16 protein-coding genes are annotated in these 18459 nt (G+C 42.6%); 8 read left to right on the forward strand and 8 right to left on the reverse strand.

Features of this window, described 5'->3' with window-relative positions; genetic code table 11:
* Nucleotides 1-360: 360 nt before the first annotated feature.
* The 4 genes from tkt to KVY11_RS05965 all read left to right on the forward strand — a co-directional run bounded on the left by tkt (nucleotide 361) and on the right by KVY11_RS05965 (nucleotide 3953).
* Nucleotides 361-2349, forward strand: coding sequence for a transketolase (gene tkt / locus KVY11_RS05950; RefSeq protein WP_218288417.1), 1989 nt, complete (start codon nucleotides 361-363; stop codon nucleotides 2347-2349).
* 116 nt (nucleotides 2350-2465) lie between these two features.
* Nucleotides 2466-2681 (forward strand): hypothetical protein, encoded by a 216-nt coding sequence (locus KVY11_RS05955; RefSeq protein ID WP_004696769.1) that lies wholly within the window; start codon nucleotides 2466-2468, stop codon nucleotides 2679-2681.
* A 114-nt stretch (nucleotides 2682-2795) separates the two neighbouring features.
* Nucleotides 2796-3233, forward strand: a complete 438-nt coding sequence (locus tag KVY11_RS05960) for a GNAT family N-acetyltransferase (RefSeq protein ID WP_218288508.1) — start codon at nucleotides 2796-2798, stop codon at nucleotides 3231-3233.
* A gap of 123 nt (nucleotides 3234-3356) precedes the next feature.
* Nucleotides 3357-3953 (forward strand): YceI family protein, encoded by a 597-nt coding sequence (locus KVY11_RS05965; protein ID WP_004696771.1) that lies wholly within the window; start codon nucleotides 3357-3359, stop codon nucleotides 3951-3953.
* Nucleotides 3954-4056: 103 nt separating this feature from the next.
* Here KVY11_RS05965 and KVY11_RS05970 read toward each other — a convergent pair whose 3' ends face one another.
* Together KVY11_RS05970 and KVY11_RS05975 are read right to left on the reverse strand one after the other, a co-directional pair.
* Complete coding sequence (locus KVY11_RS05970) at nucleotides 4057-4758, reverse strand: glutamine amidotransferase (protein WP_218288418.1); 702 nt, start codon at nucleotides 4756-4758, stop codon at nucleotides 4057-4059.
* 116 nt (nucleotides 4759-4874) lie between these two features.
* Nucleotides 4875-5438, reverse strand: a complete 564-nt coding sequence (locus KVY11_RS05975) for a TetR/AcrR family transcriptional regulator (RefSeq protein WP_218288419.1) — start codon at nucleotides 5436-5438, stop codon at nucleotides 4875-4877.
* Nucleotides 5439-5532: 94 nt separating this feature from the next.
* Here KVY11_RS05975 and KVY11_RS05980 point away from each other — a divergent pair, with 94 nt between their 5' ends.
* Entirely contained in the window at nucleotides 5533-6300 is a 768-nt protein-coding gene (locus KVY11_RS05980; protein ID WP_205666766.1) for an SDR family oxidoreductase, read from the forward strand.
* Between the two features lie 11 nt (nucleotides 6301-6311).
* Nucleotides 6312-6908 carry a 2-hydroxychromene-2-carboxylate isomerase gene (locus KVY11_RS05985; RefSeq protein WP_218288420.1) on the forward strand — a complete coding sequence of 199 codons (597 nt, stop codon included), beginning with the start codon at nucleotides 6312-6314 and terminating at the stop codon, nucleotides 6906-6908.
* Between the two features lie 66 nt (nucleotides 6909-6974).
* On the opposite strand, the gene eutC is transcribed toward KVY11_RS05985, so the two are convergent.
* From eutC to KVY11_RS06005, 4 genes are all read right to left on the reverse strand, one after another.
* A complete protein-coding gene (gene eutC, locus KVY11_RS05990) occupies nucleotides 6975-7790 on the reverse strand; it encodes an ethanolamine ammonia-lyase subunit EutC (RefSeq protein WP_218288421.1) in 816 nt (271 codons plus the stop codon).
* A 10-nt stretch (nucleotides 7791-7800) separates the two neighbouring features.
* On the reverse strand, nucleotides 7801-9186 hold the full coding sequence (locus KVY11_RS05995; RefSeq protein WP_010326876.1) for an ethanolamine ammonia-lyase subunit EutB: 1386 nt from the start codon (nucleotides 9184-9186) through the stop codon (nucleotides 7801-7803).
* Nucleotides 9187-9199: 13 nt separating this feature from the next.
* Nucleotides 9200-10645 carry an ethanolamine permease gene (eat, locus tag KVY11_RS06000; protein WP_256350684.1) on the reverse strand — a complete coding sequence of 482 codons (1446 nt, stop codon included), beginning with the start codon at nucleotides 10643-10645 and terminating at the stop codon, nucleotides 9200-9202.
* Nucleotides 10646-10903: 258 nt separating this feature from the next.
* Entirely contained in the window at nucleotides 10904-12415 is a 1512-nt protein-coding gene (locus KVY11_RS06005) for an aldehyde dehydrogenase family protein (protein WP_005401131.1), read from the reverse strand.
* A gap of 198 nt (nucleotides 12416-12613) precedes the next feature.
* Between KVY11_RS06005 and KVY11_RS06010 the strand changes: the two genes are divergently transcribed.
* On the forward strand, nucleotides 12614-13789 hold the full coding sequence (locus KVY11_RS06010; protein WP_010326873.1) for a transcriptional regulator: 1176 nt from the start codon (nucleotides 12614-12616) through the stop codon (nucleotides 13787-13789).
* A gap of 29 nt (nucleotides 13790-13818) precedes the next feature.
* On the opposite strand, the gene KVY11_RS06015 is transcribed toward KVY11_RS06010, so the two are convergent.
* Entirely contained in the window at nucleotides 13819-14790 is a 972-nt protein-coding gene (locus KVY11_RS06015) for an alpha/beta hydrolase (protein ID WP_218288422.1), read from the reverse strand.
* A 192-nt stretch (nucleotides 14791-14982) separates the two neighbouring features.
* A complete protein-coding gene (locus KVY11_RS06020) occupies nucleotides 14983-16194 on the reverse strand; it encodes an iron-containing alcohol dehydrogenase (protein ID WP_148825925.1) in 1212 nt (403 codons plus the stop codon).
* A gap of 239 nt (nucleotides 16195-16433) precedes the next feature.
* Between KVY11_RS06020 and KVY11_RS06025 the strand changes: the two genes are divergently transcribed.
* Complete coding sequence (locus KVY11_RS06025) at nucleotides 16434-18398, forward strand: hypothetical protein (RefSeq protein ID WP_218288423.1); 1965 nt, start codon at nucleotides 16434-16436, stop codon at nucleotides 18396-18398.
* The last annotated feature ends 61 nt before the right edge of the window (nucleotides 18399-18459 follow it).

The raw sequence follows: 18459 nt of genomic DNA on the forward strand, positions 1-18459 counted from the left end.
AAGTGAATAAAATTCACCATGAATGTTTAATTGTATGTAAAAAATACAAATGTATCTTGTGATGTGTTTGATACTCAAGGATAACGGTTTGTTCTGATTAGTGAATAGTGTGGCCGAACTATGTTTTTAAAATTGATGATTCTATTGTGTAGAATTTGAACCGGAGAAAATCTGGAGAGGCATTTCTGAGTGAAATTGTTGTGATTTTAGGCAATGCCCGCATTTATTAGACATGGATGATGAATAAATAGCGAAATATTGTCCATTAGGCTTTACCCATTCCTATTTTTTTAAGACAATACACCTATCTTTGAATTCTATTCATCTTACTCTTTAAATCATTTGTTTGGACTCTGACCTATGACAACCCCGCTTAACGAACGTCGTATTGCAAACGCAATTCGTGTATTGGCAATGGATGCTGTGCAAAAAGCAAACTCTGGACATCCAGGTGCGCCAATGGGGATGGCTGATATCGCTGATGTGGTATGGCGTGAGTTTTTCAACCATAACCCGATTAACCCTCAATGGGCGAACCGTGACCGTTTTGTACTATCAAATGGTCATGGCTCTATGCTGCAATATGCGTTATTGCACCTTACGGGCTATGATTTATCAATTGAAGATTTAAAAGCATTCCGTCAACTGCACTCTAAAACACCAGGTCACCCAGAATTAGGTTATGCACCAGGTATTGAAACTACAACTGGCCCGCTTGGTCAGGGGATTGCAAACGCAGTTGGTTTTGCTCTAGCTGAAAAAACTTTAGCAGCACAGTTCAACAAAGATGAGATGAGTGTTGTTGATCATTTCACTTACTGTTTCTTAGGTGATGGCTGTTTAATGGAAGGTGTTTCTCACGAAGCATGTTCACTTGCAGGTACTTTAGGTCTAGGTAAACTGATTGCTTACTATGACGACAACGGTATTTCGATTGATGGTGAAGTAGAAGGTTGGTTCTCTGACGATACAGAGCAACGTTTCTTGGCTTATGGCTGGCAAGTACTTAAAGCTGATGGCCATGATGCAGATGCATTACGTGCTGCAACTTTGCAAGCAAAAGCTGAAACGAAAAAACCAACGATCATTATCTGTAAAACGATTATTGGTCTAGGTTCGCCAAATAAGCAAGGTAAAGAAGACTGCCACGGTGCGCCGCTAGGTAATGACGAAATCGCATTAACACGTGAAGCATTGGGTTGGACTGAAGGTCCATTTGAAATTCCTGCTGACGTTTATGCAGCATGGGATGCAAAAGCAAAAGGGACGGCTTCTGAAGCAGCTTGGAATGAATTATTTGCTCAATATGCAGCAAAATATCCAACTGAAGCAGCTGAATTGAAACGTCGCCTTTCAGGTGAATTGCCAGCTGAATTCCTTGCTCAAGCAGATGCGTTTATTGCAGAAACCAATGCAAAAGCTGAAACCATCGCTACACGTAAAGCAAGCCAAAACACATTACAAGCTTTCGGTCCATTATTGCCTGAATTATTAGGTGGTTCTGCGGACTTGGCTGGCTCTAACTTAACACTTTGGAAAGGTTGCCAAGGCGTTCAAGACAATCCAGCAGGTAACTACGTACACTATGGCGTACGTGAGTTTGGTATGACTGCAATTGCAAACGGTGTTGCGCTTCACGGTGGTTTCATTCCTTACGTTGCAACATTCCTCATGTTTATGGAATATGCGCGTAATGCAGTACGTATGTCTGCATTGATGAAACAACGTGTAATCCATGTATATACACATGACTCAATTGGTTTGGGTGAAGATGGTCCAACGCACCAACCTGTAGAACAAATTGCGTCTTTACGTGGTACACCAAACTTAAATACTTGGCGTCCATGTGACACAGTTGAAGCAGCTGTGTCTTGGAAATCTGCACTTGTACGTTCAGAAGGCCCGTCTGCGTTGATCTTCTCTCGTCAAAACCTACCATTCCAAACACGTACAGATACACAAATTGCAAATGTAGCGAAAGGTGGTTATGTATTGGCTGAAGAAAAAGGCGAATTAAAAGCGATTATTATTGCGACGGGTTCTGAAGTATCTTTAGCAATGGAAGCACATGCACAACTTGAAGGCGTGCGTGTCGTGTCTATGCCATGTGCAGAAGAATTTGTGAAGCAAGATGCAGCGTACCGTGAAGCGGTTCTTCCATCAAACATTCGTGCGCGTGTTGCTGTTGAAGCAGCGCACGTAGACTACTGGTGGAAGTTTGTAGGTTTGGATGGTCGTGTAATTGGTATGACGACTTATGGTGAGTCTGCACCTGCGAAAGACTTATACCAATACTTCGGTATTACCACTGAAGCAGTTGTTGCTGCGGTAAAAGAATTGACAGCTTAATTTTTAAAAATTAACTGTTTGAAGGACGCTCCAGTTTAGGGGCGTCTTTTATTTTGAATGGCGTATATAATATGCAAGCTGCTGCTGAAGTAGCTGCATAAATTTTAGGTGATGATATGAGCTTGTACGATCAAATTCATGATGAAGTTGTATTGATGGATGCGGGCGAACAGAAGTGGATTGGACCAGATCTACCTTTGGAGGCGATGGTTGCTGTTGAACTGTTATTGCAAGATTTAGCAGAAGATAAGCAAATTAAGATCCGTCGTAAAAACCATGAAAAGCAGACAGGTATGAAGTTGATTGATCGGATTCTGATTGAAAAACTATGATGGTTGTCACGTCTAAAAGAAGCCTTATTGAAGAGATTCAATAGGGCTTTTTCTTTGTGACGATTTCAATTTAAATAAAAGCCGTACAAAAATAAATAGTACTTTGAGAGCAAAATAGAAGTACAAAATATTCATGTTGTGCCACTGACAGAAATCGATCAGTCGATCTGGACTACATTATGGCAAGCTTATCAGGCCGACTTATTGGAGCGGATATCTGAAAACACGTGGCATAAACTGACTGATTCTAAGCGTGAGCATATATATGGTTTTGCCGCACTTATGGCCGGTCAGGTTGTAGGCATTGTGCATGTGGTAGAACATAATAGCTGTTGGACGTTAAAGCCTTACGCATATTTACAAGATCTGTTTACGCATGAGGACTATCGTGGGCTAGGGGGTGCAAGGGCTTTAATCGAACACGTCAAAATGTATACCGAAAAGCGAGCATGTGATCGGGTCTATTGGCTCACCCATCAGGATAATTTAGTCTCACAGCAAATCTATAATAAAGTCGTGAAGAAGACTGGTTTCATTCAATATCGGGCGTAGCTAAGTTGCTACATTTAAAAACAATTATATCGTTCTAAAGTTGCAACATATCGTTTTATCTTTATAGATGTATTCGTTGTAGAACTCTATAGACTAAGCAGTATTCTAATGTGAGATAAAAACATGAACTTTAAAGCTTTAACAATCGGTTTGGCTGTTGCAACTGCGACTACATTTGCTATGGCAAAACCTGTGGCATATCAAATTGACCCTACACATACAGCAACAGTTTTCACATGGAGCCATTTTGGTTTTTCAACGCCATCTGCAAACTTCAGCGACATTCAGGGTGTGATTAATGTTGATAATGCAAAACCTGCAAACTCATCGGTGAATGTAACGATTCCTTTATCTAGCTTAAACACCAACGTAAAAGCTTTAGATGAACACTTACAAGCGGCTGATTTCTTTGATGCAGCAAAATACCCAACCATCACATTTAAAAGTACAAAAGTACAAGCTGTAGGCGCGAATAAGTACAAAATCACAGGTGATTTAACCATTAAAAATGTGACAAAGCCTGTCGTTTTAGATGCGGTGTTAAATAAACAAGGTGAGCACCCAATGACCAAAGCACAGTCAATTGGTTTTAACGCAACCACTTCATTTGACCGTTCTGCTTTTGGTGTAGGCGCATACGTGCCTAACGTGGGTGATAAAATCACTGTGAATATCACCACTGAAGCATCAGTTCCACAGCCTAAAGCTGCTGCGAAATAAGCGATACCTCCAAAAAAGCACCTTCATAGAGGTGCTTTTTTATGTCTGCTGTAAACTTAAAATTTAGAGCAATAGACCCGCCGAACGGAGTAAGGCTGAATTATTAAACCAGTGCTTTTAAATACGCTGCCAAAACTTGTCCAGAGACATGCTCTAGTTGAGCTGCAAAGCGTTGATTGTCTGCACGCAGTGCTGGAATGTTGATGTTCGCTTGACGAAGTTCAGCAGTATGCCCAATTAGCCATTTTTCTAAACCATCCGCTGCGACTTCAGGATGGAACTGTAAGCCTAGAATATTTTTGCCTACACGAAAAGCTTGGTTGGGATAAGCTTCTGAGCTGGCCAACAGTTCAGCTTGAGCAGGAAGTTCAAAGGTGTCGCCATGCCAATGTAGCACTTCAGTTCCTACCAGTGCTTGTAGTGGGTTCTGTTCAACGGTATTGAGCTGTAACTGACTCCAGCCAATTTCTTTGCTATGACCTGCATATACTTTTGCACCGAGTGCATGTGCAATCAACTGTGCACCTAAGCAAATGCCTAAAGTAGGTAAATTCTTTTCTAAACGAACTTTGAGTAAGTCTATTTCTTGTTGTAAGAAAGGGTAGTCTTCAGTTTCGTATACTCCAATCGGTCCACCTAAAATGACGGTTAGACCTGTGTAGTTCAATGCTTTAGCTAAGTCATTTTTGCCTGCTTCAAAATATCGTACCCGATAACCCAATTGATATAACACATCTTCCCATGCACCCAAATCTTCAAAAGCAAGATGCTGAATCGCGTAAATGGTATCGGGTAGTGTCGTCATAGTTGGCTCGTTCACAGGGGTTAAAGGAGTGTAAAAATGTACAGGGAAATGCGTAGAAGTTGAAGGCAATAAATCAGAAAATATGTATAAAAAAACTATAAATTCAATCCAAGATTTTACTTGAGCTGTAGCATGTTCTTAATCATCCATTTGCTGGAGCTTAAAATTTCTCTTTGTAGATGTTCATCCGCCATGCTGCGCGCCATGACGATTGCACCGACCAGTTGACACAGTACCGCCCAAGCTTGTGTTTCATTGCCTAGATGTTGTGTAAAGAGTGCGTGACCACGAAGCATTTCCTGTTGAAAACACAGTTTTGTTGTTTCACTACTACGTGCTACTTCGGCTGCAAGTGAGGGAATAACACAGCCTTGATCTGGACGTTGCACATGAGACAGCGCTAAATAACGTTCAAGTTCGAAGTCAATCCACTCTTCGAGGTTGTCATGCGGATTGGCTTGCCATGCTTGAAAGCTGTGTTGTAACTCGGACTCGATCAGTGCTTCAAACAATTCATGTTTTGATGAAAAATGCGAATAAAAAGCACCGCTGGTCATTTGAGCCGCTTTCATAAAACCGTCGACGCCAGTATTGGCAAAGCCTTGCTTCTTGGCCAGTTGAGCACTGATTTTAAGCAGCTCTTGACGTTTTTCTTCTTTATAGCCTGTTTTATAGCGCATAGGAGTTTCATCAAAATAAAATTGACTGATGTTGAAAACTATAACATAGTGATCGTTATGATAACGATCGTTATTTTATAAAGGGAGTGTATTTATGGATGGATTACAGCCAGAACAGCAGTTGCAAAAGACTGCTTCTAAAAAGAAAGTCGCGTTAGTGATTGGCGCAGGAGATGCCACAGGGGGCGAAATCGCGAAACGTTTTGCACGCGGTGGATACATCGCCTGCATGACGCGAAGAAATGCCGAAAAACTCCAGCCTTTAATTGCAGAGATAGAAGCTGAAGGTGGCTTTGCATATGGCTTTGCATCTGATGCACGTAAAGAAGATCAAGTCATCGCTTTGGTAGAAGAAATTGAAGCCAATATTGGTGAAATCGATGTTTTAGTGTTTAACATTGGAGCGAATGTGCCATGTAGTATTTTAGAAGAAACTGCACGTAAGTATTTTAAAATTTGGGAGATGGCATGTTTCGGTGCATTTTTGACAGGGCGTGAAGTGGCAAAGCGTATGGTCATGCGTGAACACGGCAGCATTATTTTCACGGGTGCAACCGCAGGCATAAGAGGTGCAGCAAACTTTGCCGCTTTTGCAGGGGCGAAACATGCACTGCGTGCCTTAGCGCAAAGTATGGCACGTGAGCTCGGTCCGAAAAATATTCATGTGGCACACGTGGTGGTGGATGGGGCAATTGATACCGATTTTATTAAAGACACTTTTCCTGAAATGTACGCGCGCAAAGAACAGGATGGCATATTAAATCCCGTGCATATTGCAGAAAATTATTGGCATTTGTCGCAGCAACCGCGCGATGCATGGACGCATGAGTTAGATTTAAGACCTTGGATGGAAACGTGGTAAAAGGACAAAGCATGAAAAGCGTAGAATTTTATTTTGATTTGGGCAGCCCATATAGCTATTTGGCCTACTATCGTTTACTACAAATAGCAGAGCGGCAAGAGATTCAGATTGTGTATAAGCCTATTTTATTGGGCGGGGTGTTTAAAGCAACAGGCAATCGTAGTCCGATTGAGATTCCTGTCAAAGGGGTTTATTCAATCTTAGATATGCAGCGCTGGGCGGAGTATTACCATATTCCAATGCACATGAATCCGCATTTTCCAATGAATACTTTAACCCTAATGAGGATTTTGACAGGCGTTCAATTGTTGCATCTAGAAAAGTTTGAGCAAGTTTTGAAACTGTTATTCGATGCGATGTTTGGTACACTACAAAATCTGAATGAATCTACTGTCTTGGCAGAAGTGCTAAAACCAAGTGGTTTTTCTGTAGAAGATATTATGAGTATGGTTCAGGCGGATGTTGTGAAACAAAAACTGATCACTGAAACAGAACAGGCCATTCAACGTGGCATTTTTGGCGCACCGACATTCTTTGTGGGTGATGAAATGTATTGGGGCCAAGATCGCCTACATTTTGTAGAACAAGCGCTGAATAAAGCGAGCTAAAAAACCTAAGTTAACAGAACGCGCTATTTAGGATCAGCCGTAAAATTACGGCTGATCTGCTTCAATTTAAAATAAACGCTTAGGCGTATGTTCCGTGTCTAGGCTGACCATTTCATGTTCATCTTTTAAGTCTACACCTGAGTAGCCGAGTTTTTTAGAGCCACGCATCAGAGACATTAGTCGTTGTACTGCAACAAGAATACTTAAGCCTGCAGGTCGAACATTTGAAATACAGTTCCGTTTAGCATCCAACATGCCTGAGGCTGCTTTCCATGTATAGTAAATACCCATACTATCAGGTGAGCTTAGGCCAGGCCTTTCGCCAATCAGCATCACGAGCATAGTCGCCTGTAGGCACTCTGCAACTGGATCACCCAAAGCGACTCGGCTTCCAGTAGCAATCACCATCGGTGTAATGCTCCAGCGCTCAGCGTGCAGATGTGAGATCAAATGCTGAATAAAAGGCACTGCATTTTCTTCAATCGCCCGTGCGGATAGTCCATCACCAATTACAATACAGACATCATAGTTTTGCGGGTTACTGGATTTAAAAACCTCTAAGCCATGTTGTGAAGCTGGACTTAACAGGCGACCTAAGTCAGGACGTTTTAAGTATTCTTTTTTGTTTTCAGCTTGACTGTGTACCGTTAGACTATCTAAACCTAGTGTATTAAAACTTGCAACTAAGTGTTCGACATCTAAAGCTTGATGTACCGCATCTTGCGCTTCCGCATGCGCCAGTTGAAATTTCAGCAGTTCATGGGTCGGAATACTACAGCCAGCGCGACCAATGGCGATACGAGCATCGGTAAATTGCTTTAAGTTTTCCCAAACATCCTGATGCTGTTCAGATTGATAGTTTTCTAGAGGAACAAGTGACATAAGTTGCTCCTTATATATGCAAAAGTTTTTCAAATTGCGGCGGGATATGTTCTGGCCAGAGAATGTGCTGCTGCTGTTGTTTAAAGATGCCTTGTTCCGCCAACCACAGATCAAATTCAGGTGCGGCTTTTAAGCCCAAAAGTTGCCTTAAATACAGCGCATCATGAAATGACGTGGTTTGATAGTTCAGCATGACGTCATCCGAACCTGGAATGCCCATAATAAAGTTCAGACCTGCTGCACCGAATAGGGTGAGTAGTACATCCATGTCGTTTTGGTCGGCATCGGCATGGTTGGTATAGCAAATGTCACAGCCCATAGGTAAGCCTAGGAGCTTTCCACAAAAATGGTCTTCCAAGCCTGCACGAATAATTTGTTTGCCATTGTATAAATACTCTGGCCCAATAAACCCAACTACAGTGTTCACCAGTAGTGGGTTAAATTTACGAGCCACAGCATAGGCACGGACTTCTAAGGTTTGCTGATCTACGCCGTGATGCGCATTACTAGATAAAGCACTACCTTGACCTGTTTCAAAATACATCACATTTTGTCCCACAGTCCCACGCTTGAGAGCCAGTGTCGCTTCATAGCCTTCACGCAGTAATTCAAGGTTAATGCCGAAACCTTCATTGGCGCGCTGAGTGCCTGCAATCGACTGAAACATTAAATCAATCGGCACATTTTTCTCTGCCAATTGAATCCCCGAACTGATATGCGTCAGCACACAGGACTGGGTTGGAATATGATGCTCTTGGATCACATGATCGAGTAGTTTGAGTAGCTCCGATAAATTTTGTAGGTTATCGGTTGCAGGGTTAATCCCAATGACGGCATCACCATTGCCATACATCAAGCCATCCAAAATACTGGCCGATATTCCCAAGAGATCATCAGTGGGATGATTGGGTTGTAAACGGGTCGAGAGATGACCTTTCAATCCGATGGTGTTGCGAAATTGGGTGATGACTTCACATTTACTTGCAACCAAGATGAGGTCTTGGTTGCGCATAATCTTACTCACCGCAGCCACCATTTCAGGGGTTAAACCGAGCGCAAGTTGTTGTAATTTCTGCGTAGTCGCATCTTCACTGAGTAGCCAGTTACGAAAGTCTCCTACGGTAAAATGTGAAATTGGTGCAAATAAATCACTACGGTGCTCATCGATAATCAGGCGGGTTATTTCATCCTGTTCATAGCTGATCAGCGCTTCAGTTAAAAACTGCTTCAATGGAACATCGGCCAATGCCATTTGTGCGGCAACACGTTCAGTGGCATTTTCCGCCGCAACACCTGCAAGTTGATCACCTGAGCGCAGCGGGGTTGCTTTTGCCATTAAAGTTTTTAAATCATTAAACACATAGTGCTGATGTCCAATCAACGTTTTATAAGCCATGTCATAGGTCCTTCTATAAGTCTTGTTCGGCCTTACGAATACTTTCAAACTCTTCTTCAGGTGTACCTTGAACGAGTCGATGGCGACTATGGAAAATAAAGTAGGCAATAAAGACCGCATAAATAGCGGCAGCCATAAACCAAACTTTAGGATCCACTACAAAACCAGCTATCACCGCAATACTGGCTAAAATCAAAGCAATTGATGAGGTGACAATCCCACCTGGGGTTTTATAGGGACGATGCAACTCTGGACGGCTGATGCGCAGTTTAATGTGAGAAAGCATCATCAAGACATAAGAAATAGTCGCACCAAATACCGCCATCAGGATGAGCAGATCACCTTCACCTGTTAGGGACAATAAAAAACCAATGATGCCGGGAATAATAATCGCTAAATAGGGCGCTTTGTTTTTATTGGTCAGGGATAACGAGGTTGGTAAATAACCCGCACGGGATAAGGCGAAAATTTGACGTGAATAGGCATAGATGATGGAGAAGAAACTCGCAATTAAACCTGCCAGACCGACAAAATTGACAAAGCTGCCTAACCAGCTGTTTTGACCATAGACGGCTACTAGTGCATCAACTAAGGGTGCGCCTGATTCTTTAAGTTGTTCTGCACCAGCAGCACCAGCACCTAAGAACAGAATAAGTAGGGCAAAAGCGGCCAAAATCAGCATCGAACCGATCAAACCACGCGGTAATGATTTAGATGGATCTTTAGCTTCTTCTGCTGCCAGTGGAACACCTTCTACCGCTAAAAAGAACCAAATGGCATAGGGCACTGCCGCCCAAATGCCGATATAACCCATCGGGAGCAAGCTACTTGCACCGATATTTTCAGTCGGTGCAATGTTAAATAAGTTGGCGCTGTTAAAATGTGGTGCCATTGCGATGATAAAGACAAAAAGAGCTACGGCTGCAATGGCGGTAATGACAAACATAATCTTGAGGGCTTCACCTGCACCTTTAAGATGAATGCCCATAAAAACCAGATAGCAGATGAGATAAATGATCCATCCACCGACACCAAATAAGGACTCGCAGTAGGCACCAATAAAGCATGCGATAGCCGCAGGGGCGATGGCATATTCAATTAGAATCGCCGTGCCTGTGAGATAGCCACCAAATGGGCCAAATGCGGTACGTGCAAAGCTATAGCCACCTCCTGCAGTGGGCAGCATGGTGGCCATTTCAGACATCGACAGGCACATGCATAAGTACATGATGGCTACAACAACCGTTGCGATAAACATACCGCCCCAGCCACCTTGCGCGAGGCCGAAGTTCCAGCCAGCAAAGTCGCCTGAAATGACATACGCTACGCCTAAACCGACTAATAATAGCCAGCCTACAGCACCTTGTTTCAGTTGCCTTTTTTCAAAATAGTCGTCAGATGTGCTTACCGTTGAAGTAGAGAGCGGAGTTGTTGGGCTGTTAATGGGAGAATCGGTCATGTGAAGCTCCATATCTTGAGTTTTTATAGATGGCTTGATGGATGCAATATTTATGCAATTTCAGTACCAAGCGATTAGACGTCCTGTCTAATGTTTATATGACACAGTTTTGAATTATTGTTTTGATGGTTGATGGTTGATGGTTGATGGTTGATGGTTGATGGTTGATGGTTGATGGTTGATGGTTGATGGTGAGAGTGTTCAGGGTAACGAATCACCCTAAACACATAGAGAACTGTATACGAATAAGCTAAGTGCTTAGAAGAAGCCCATAGGCTTGGTTGCATAGCTCACAAGTAAGTTTTTAGTTTGTTGGTAATGATCGAGCATCATTTTGTGGTTTTCACGACCAATCCCTGACTTTTTATAACCACCGAAAGCGGCATGCGCAGGGTAGATATGGTAACAGTTGGTCCAAACGCGACCCGCTTGAATTGCACGACCTGCGCGGTAAGACGTATGTGCTGAACGTGACCATACACCAGCGCCTAAACCATAAATGGTGTCGTTGGCAATTTTAATGGCATCGTCAAAGTCTTTGAATGTTGCCACTGAAAGTACAGGCCCAAAAATTTCTTCTTGGAAAATTTTCATGTCATTGGTGCCTTTGAAGATGGTTGGTTCAATATAGAAACCAGAACCTACTTCATTACGCTCACTACCGCCTGTCAGTACTTGTGCACCTTCACCGCGACCTGTTGCGATACAGCCCAAGATTTTCTCTTGTTGTTCCAGTGAAGCTTGCGCACCAATCATCGTTTCTGTATCGAGCGGGTGACCCGTTTTAATGCGTTTCACACGTTCAACTGCCATTTCAAGGAATTTATCCGCAATACTTTCTTGAACTAAAGCGCGTGATGGACACGTACAAATTTCACCTTGGTTAAGGGCAAACATGGCAAAACCTTCAAGGGCTTTGTCTAAGAACTCATCGTCTTGATCCATAATGTCTTCAAAGAAGATGTTTGGAGACTTACCACCTAATTCCAAAGTCACAGGAATTACGTTTTCAGTGGCATATTGCATGATCATTTGACCCACAGCAGTAGAGCCAGTGAATGCAATTTTAGCAATACGTGGATTGGTTGCGAGTGGACGACCCACTTCAACACCATAACCGTTGACGATGTTTAAAATACCGGGTGGTAGTAAGTCTTGAATGAGTTCAATTAAAACCAAAATACTCGCAGGCGTTTGTTCAGCAGGTTTTAAAACAATACAGTTCCCAGCAGCTAGTGCAGGAGCAATTTTCCATGTCGCCATCAAAATTGGGAAGTTCCATGGAATGATTTGCCCTACCACACCCAATGGTTCGTGGAAGTGATAGGCAATGGTATCTTCATCAATTTCAGAAATGCCACCTTCTTGCGCACGGATACAGCCTGCGAAATAGCGGAAATGGTCAATGGCTAAAGGAATGTCCGCTGCGAGCGTTTCACGAATCGGTTTACCGTTATCCCATGTTTCAGCCACAGCCAATTTTTCTAGATTCTGTTCTAGACGATCTGCAATTTTAAGGAGTAAATTTGAACGTGTAGTAGGAGAAGATTTGTTCCATTGTTCTTTGGCTTTGTGCGCAGCATCCAGTGCAAGTTCGATGTCTTCGACAGATGAGCGAGGGACTTTTGTAAAAACTTTACCGTCGACAGGGGAGATATTTTCAAAGTATTCACCTTTTACTGGAGCAACCCACTCGCCACCAATAAAGTTGTCATACTGTGCTTTAAATTCTACTTTAGAACCAGATTGGTTAGGGTCTACATAGCGCATATTGAAGTTCCTTTGCTTATTGATTTTTTAAAAGCATCTACAGCTTTGGTATAAGGTACATCTGTACAATATTTAAGTAGCATAACTAATATAAGGTTGGAAAAAGGTTGGAAGGAAGGAGGTTTACAAGCCTTTGACAAATGTTTACAACCAAGTAATACAGTGGACGTATATCAGGAATTGTTTTGAGAATAAGGAATGATGGCAATGCAACATTTAATACAGAAAAGACAAGAAATAGAAAAGCTTAGAACCAGTAGCAGTATTTCGACGGTACAAGCTGAACAATTGGGAAAAAGTATTGCAAGTTCATGGCAGCGCTCTAACTCAGCAGAAATTCCAAAGGATCGCTTTGCTGCGCCCATTTCTGAAGGTTCTATGTCACAAGGTTCAGCGCTACAGCACGCTTTAAGTTATTGTGCAGATGAACTAAGACATATTGCACAGCAGTCGTCTATGGTTGTCGCTGTAGGCGATATTGGTAGTACCATTATTTGGAGTGCATCCAGTAGACAAATGCGTAATGCGGCAGAAAGTGTACATTTTGTTGAAGGTGGACAGTGGCGTGAGGAATTGGTGGGAACCAATGCATTGGCCTTGTCCTTAAAAACGCAACAGTCAAGTTGTGTCTTTTCAAATGAGCACTACATGAGCTCCATCCATGATTGGGTCTGTTATGCTGCGCCGATCATCGACCCTTACTCAAAACACGTCCTTGGGGTGATTGATTTATCCACCACATGGAAAAACCACAATAGCCTTGGTCTACTCGCAGCAGAGCGCTGTGCATCTATCATTCAAACGGCACTGTTAGAATACCAGCGTCAACAATTATATATCCGTGCTTTTGGTGTGCCACAAGTACATTTCAATGGCAAAGTGATGGTCCTCACACCGCGACAAATTGAAATTTTGACCATCTTGGCGTTGTGCCCACAGGGTATGACTTTAGATACTTTGCATCAGGCCTTATATGGTGAGCGCAAGGTGAGTGTGGGAACACTTAAGGCCGAAATGTCACAATTGCGTGACTTGCTCGGTGGAATGTTGGGATCTCGTCCCTATCGGATTTTGGCGCATATTGAGGCCGATTTTTTACAAGCCGAGCAGGCCTTAGATGCTGCCTATATCGAGACTGCATTAAAACTTTGTTCAGGGGTTTTACTGCCTAAAACGGAAAGTCCATTTCTATGCGCATGGCGCGACTGTTTGGAGTCACGTTTAAGCAGTGCGATTTTTAAAGCCAATGAAACCGATATGTTGTTTAAACATGTCGCACGTTACCCAGAAGCGATTGATGCCGTTGAGCGACTCATTGAGCTGACTCCGGATGGACATCCTGCGCATCAGCTACTTGAGAAATATAAAATTTAAAGATTATGAATTGTGTTAGAAAGGTGTAGTTACACTATTTTTTGCTCGAGCCACTGGAACAGCTCAGCATAGACTTCGGCACGAACTTCAGGTGCGGAGAGGACTAAGTCGTGTAAACCATTTTGAATGGTCACGACACTGACGTCACCTTGTAAATTTTTGGCCTGCTTTTCAATGTCTTTAACATCTAAAATCACATCACTGGTTTGCGCGGCTGCGCCCCATTTCTTTGGGTTGAGCGTTTGATGTGAATGCATGATGAGTGCAGGAACAGAGAGCTTTAAACCACCGCGATGAATTTCTTTCTGTGCTTCATGGATTGCACGTACAAAGCTGATCCGAACCATAGAATAGCTTGGTTGTTTCCACTCCAAATCAAAGTTCCATTCACCATGCTCGTTTTGATGCAGGCTCGGTACATACCATTTATTCAGTTCACTTGGAAACTTGAGGTCAGGAAAACGCTTTGCGAGTCGACTGAGCTGCGGCACGCCAAGTTTGCGCTTAATAGGATGCATATTAAAATCATAAAAAGGGCTATTGGCCCAAAGTGCTTTGATCAGCGGATGCTTAGGATTGTGCGCAGCGTATAAAGTCGTGATTAAGCCACCCGTAGAGTGCCCTGCAAGTAGCACAGCAGTATGGCCTTCATTGCCAATGATCTCTAAGGCTTGGGTAATTTCAGCATCGTATTCGCTGAGATCACGGACGTTGTAATATTTTTGATGGCTCAAGTGAGAACGACCATATTTTCTTAAATCGAGCGCATAAAAATCATAACCATGCTGATTAAATTGTTCAGCCATTTCGGTTTGGAAAAAGTAGTCAATAAAGCCGTGGATATACAACACAGCTTTTTGAGTATTTTGTGAGGCTTTTTTGCGCACGAGGGTTGCGCAGACTGCACCTTCATAATCGTCTGGAAAACTGAGTTTTAATTGTTCATAACCTTCGCCGAGGACATCAGGTTGATAAGCAGGATGAGTTTGATTTGCTGACATAATTTGCTCTGGTTGTTATTGTCATGAGTTTTCTTATCCTTGATGAACTGCAAAACTTTGTCAACCACAAATAAAAAAAGACAATTTAAGTGCACAGGTAAGCAAGGATTAGGCTTACCAGAATGAAACAGTATGGACGTCTGTTTCATTCCACTTAAATTGTCAAAGCAAACAAAAAGTTAAGGAGAGAACTTAGACCGCTGCTTTAAAATCGACCACTGAAGCACTTGACTTGAGTGCAGCTTTGAAGATGTCGACCACTTGAGCATGGTTTGCTTTACGTGGATTCGTCAGCATGCAGGCATCTTTTTGCGCATTTTCAGACATAACACCCAAATCTTGCTCTTTCACACCCAGTTCAGACAAGCTCGATGGAATACCAATCGATGCAGATAATTCACGAATCGCGTCAATGGCAGCATATCCAGCTTCTGTCACAGTTAAACCTGTGATGTTAACTCCCATCAGTTCGGCAATACGTGCATAACGGTCAGGGCAGGCAATTAAGTTGAACTCGCAGACGTGTGGAAGTAGAACTGCATTACATACGCCGTGAGGTAGGTTATAGAAGCCACCGAGTTGGTGAGCCATAGCATGGACATAACCTAGAGATGCATTATTAAATGCCATACCTGCTAAATATTGTGCATAACTCATGGCATCACGTGCTTCTAAGTTTTCGCCGTTCGCAACTGCTGGACTTAACCATTCGCTAATCATTGAAATGGCTTTTTCAGCACAGGCATCAGTGATTGGGTTTGCGGCTGTTGAAACATAGGCTTCTACCGCATGGGTTAATGCATCCATACCTGTTGCTGCCGTTAAACTTGCAGGTTTTGCAATCATCAGTTTAGGGTCATCAATAGCAATTAGTGGAGTGCAGCGCCAGTCTACAATTGCCATTTTTACATGGGTATCTGTATTGGTAATAATACAGAAGCGTGTCATTTCTGATGCTGTACCTGCCGTGGTGTTGATGGCAATAAGAGGAGTCATTGGAACCGTACTTTTATCAATTCCTTCGTAGTCACGAATATGACCACCACCCGCAGTCACGAGTCCAATACCTTTAGCGCAGTCATGCGAAGAACCACCACCTAAGGAAACAATAAAGTCACAACCTTGTTCGTTATAGGCAGTCACGCCGTTGTGGACATTGATGTCAGTTGGGTTCGGTTCTGCACCTGGGAAGATGTGGCTATCAACACCTGCATCTTTGAGATATCCTGCAATGGTGTCGGCTACGCCAAATTTAAATAAACCTGCGTCGGTCACAATCAGTGCTTTCTTTGCACCGAGGTTTTGTGCTTTACCACCAATTTCTTTGGCACAGCCTGGGCCAAAAAGTGAAACACAAGGGATATAAAAACCGTTCGTTTGATCTGCAATATTTTTAAAAGCCATGGTGCGATTCCTTTTACCATTATTTATGTTGTTATCGGTGCTCATTACCGTTTTTAGAGTATTGAATGATTCAAAAAACTTGTGTACCTACCAAATACCTACCATGAGTAAGGGAATGATGAGAAATGGCTTCAACGAACAGAATAGCTATCGATAAAAGGCATAGCCTGTGGTTCAGGATTTGTTTATATTGGTTTTGAAGTTGTGGTGAAAATAGCCAAATTCAAAGAGGAAAAGCCGTGGAGCAAAATGATAAGGTTAAGCAATATCAAAGTCTTGCTATACAGTTAAGACAAGTTGTTCCAAGTATTCAGCAGCTTTATCACGAGCAATTCGCTTTTCTTTCCACACTCAATGTGCAAAACGTTTTAAGTGTCGACGTAAAAACACAACGGATCCAAATTTTAAATCATTGTTTTCATATTCAGTTTTATGCGCCAGCTGAACAGATGGAGCTGTGTGTTCCACAGTTTATCTATCAAGGGCACTATGCGGAAGCGCTCGAAGAGTTTTGTTTACACGACATTGTGTTTTTAGTGGGTGATCAGTCCCCACAACATTCTTTGTATTTGCGCAATAAAGTTAAACAGTTGCGGCAGTTGATTCTACAACAGGTGTTTGTTTTGTTCGATGGGCCGAGTCGCGTGCAAACGATTTTGACTGAAATACGGGAAACGCAATCAGAACTCTTTCAACAGTTATGCCAGCAAGTTGAATTCAATGCAGCTGATCCAGCTTCTGAGCGAAGTTTGCTGGCCGAGTTGCAGTGCTTATGCTGCTTAGATGCAGATCAGGCTGAAGATATTTTACCCTTACAGTCTTTGATGAATAGTTATGATGAGCTGTGTTGCAGTGCTAGTCAACTCTTAGATCCGTATGTTTATCGCATTGTGCAAACGGCATTTCCTGAACGATTTTCGCTACAAGAGTTGATGGATCATACGCACGACATTCACTTGTTATATCCGCATGCTAAAGAGCAGTCCCATATGCTCGGCTTTGTGCGGCTTATGCATCGGGATCTTTGGACATCGCGTGATTTGTTGTCAAAGCAGCATTTTTTAAAAACTGAAACCAAGCTATGGCAAAAGAAGGTCGCCAAGCTCCCGATTTTTGATGAAAGCCGTACCGTAAACTGGTTATTCAAACAAAAAGCGGTGGTGACAGACTGGGTTAGTCAAAATATTCAGCACAGTAGTATACGCGTTGCCGTAACGGCCTTGAGTTATCTCGATACGCAGTCTTATCATCCTGAAATTATTGTGACCACCTTAAAGTACTTCCAACATGTGGCGGCTCGCTTATTTATACAAAGTTGCTATGAACATGCCTTACAACAGCATTGGTTTGAGCTGGAGGCCAACCAGCATGTGGTCTTAAAAAATAGACGCCAAGATATGGATGATCAGCGGATAGCGATCAGTCCGTCTATTTTGTATTTAGATGAATGGCTCGAACTGCTACGCCGTGTGGTCGAACAACAGCCTGAATGGGGGAAAAGGGTCTACACAAAATTGAGTCGTGTAATGCAGGCCTATATTCAGCATTTAGATAAAATTGCGCAGGAACTTCCTGAAGACTTAGTGATTTATTTTAGCGAAGATAAGCAACAACACCGTGATTTTTATCTTCAGTTAAAGCAACATAAACTGCATATTGAAAGCTTTCGACAGTTGTTTTATTTAAATCGGCCTCCTTTACGAATTTCGGTGTTTGATGCTTATGTGCGAGATTATTTGCCTGAACATTTTGAGACGCAAAAGGAAGTTTTAAAAAATGTCACATGGAAGAGCCTATTTCATCAGGCTACGCAGTGGCATGATCAGTTGCATAGCCAAGAGCTACTTGCGGAACTGAAACGAAAGCTTGGTTATGTCTCATGGCAACCGATCAGCCATGAAGCTTATTATTTTATTGAGAGTTGGGTGCTTGAGGAGCTCAAAGATATTGATCGCATCATTGCTGAATCACGTCGCTTTCAACATTGTTTAGCAGCCAGTTTTGCTGAGCGAATCATTGTACGTGAATATGCTGCATTTCATATGAGTCATACCGACGCACAGCGGCACTTGACGCTCGGTTGTCACTATATTGCAGGGCAACTGTTATTTGATCAGCTTGAATATCCAAATAACCAAAAAGCGCTACCTGATGATGTTGTCGTCGCTGAACAATTCATTGCCATGCTGAATCAAACCCAATAACCAAGCTCTTAAAAATTAAACAACAATGGACCTAATTTGTCGCACATCATTTACTGTATGA

This window comes from Acinetobacter sp. CWB-G5, assembly GCF_019209785.1.
GTDB lineage: Bacteria > Pseudomonadota > Gammaproteobacteria > Pseudomonadales > Moraxellaceae > Acinetobacter > Acinetobacter johnsonii.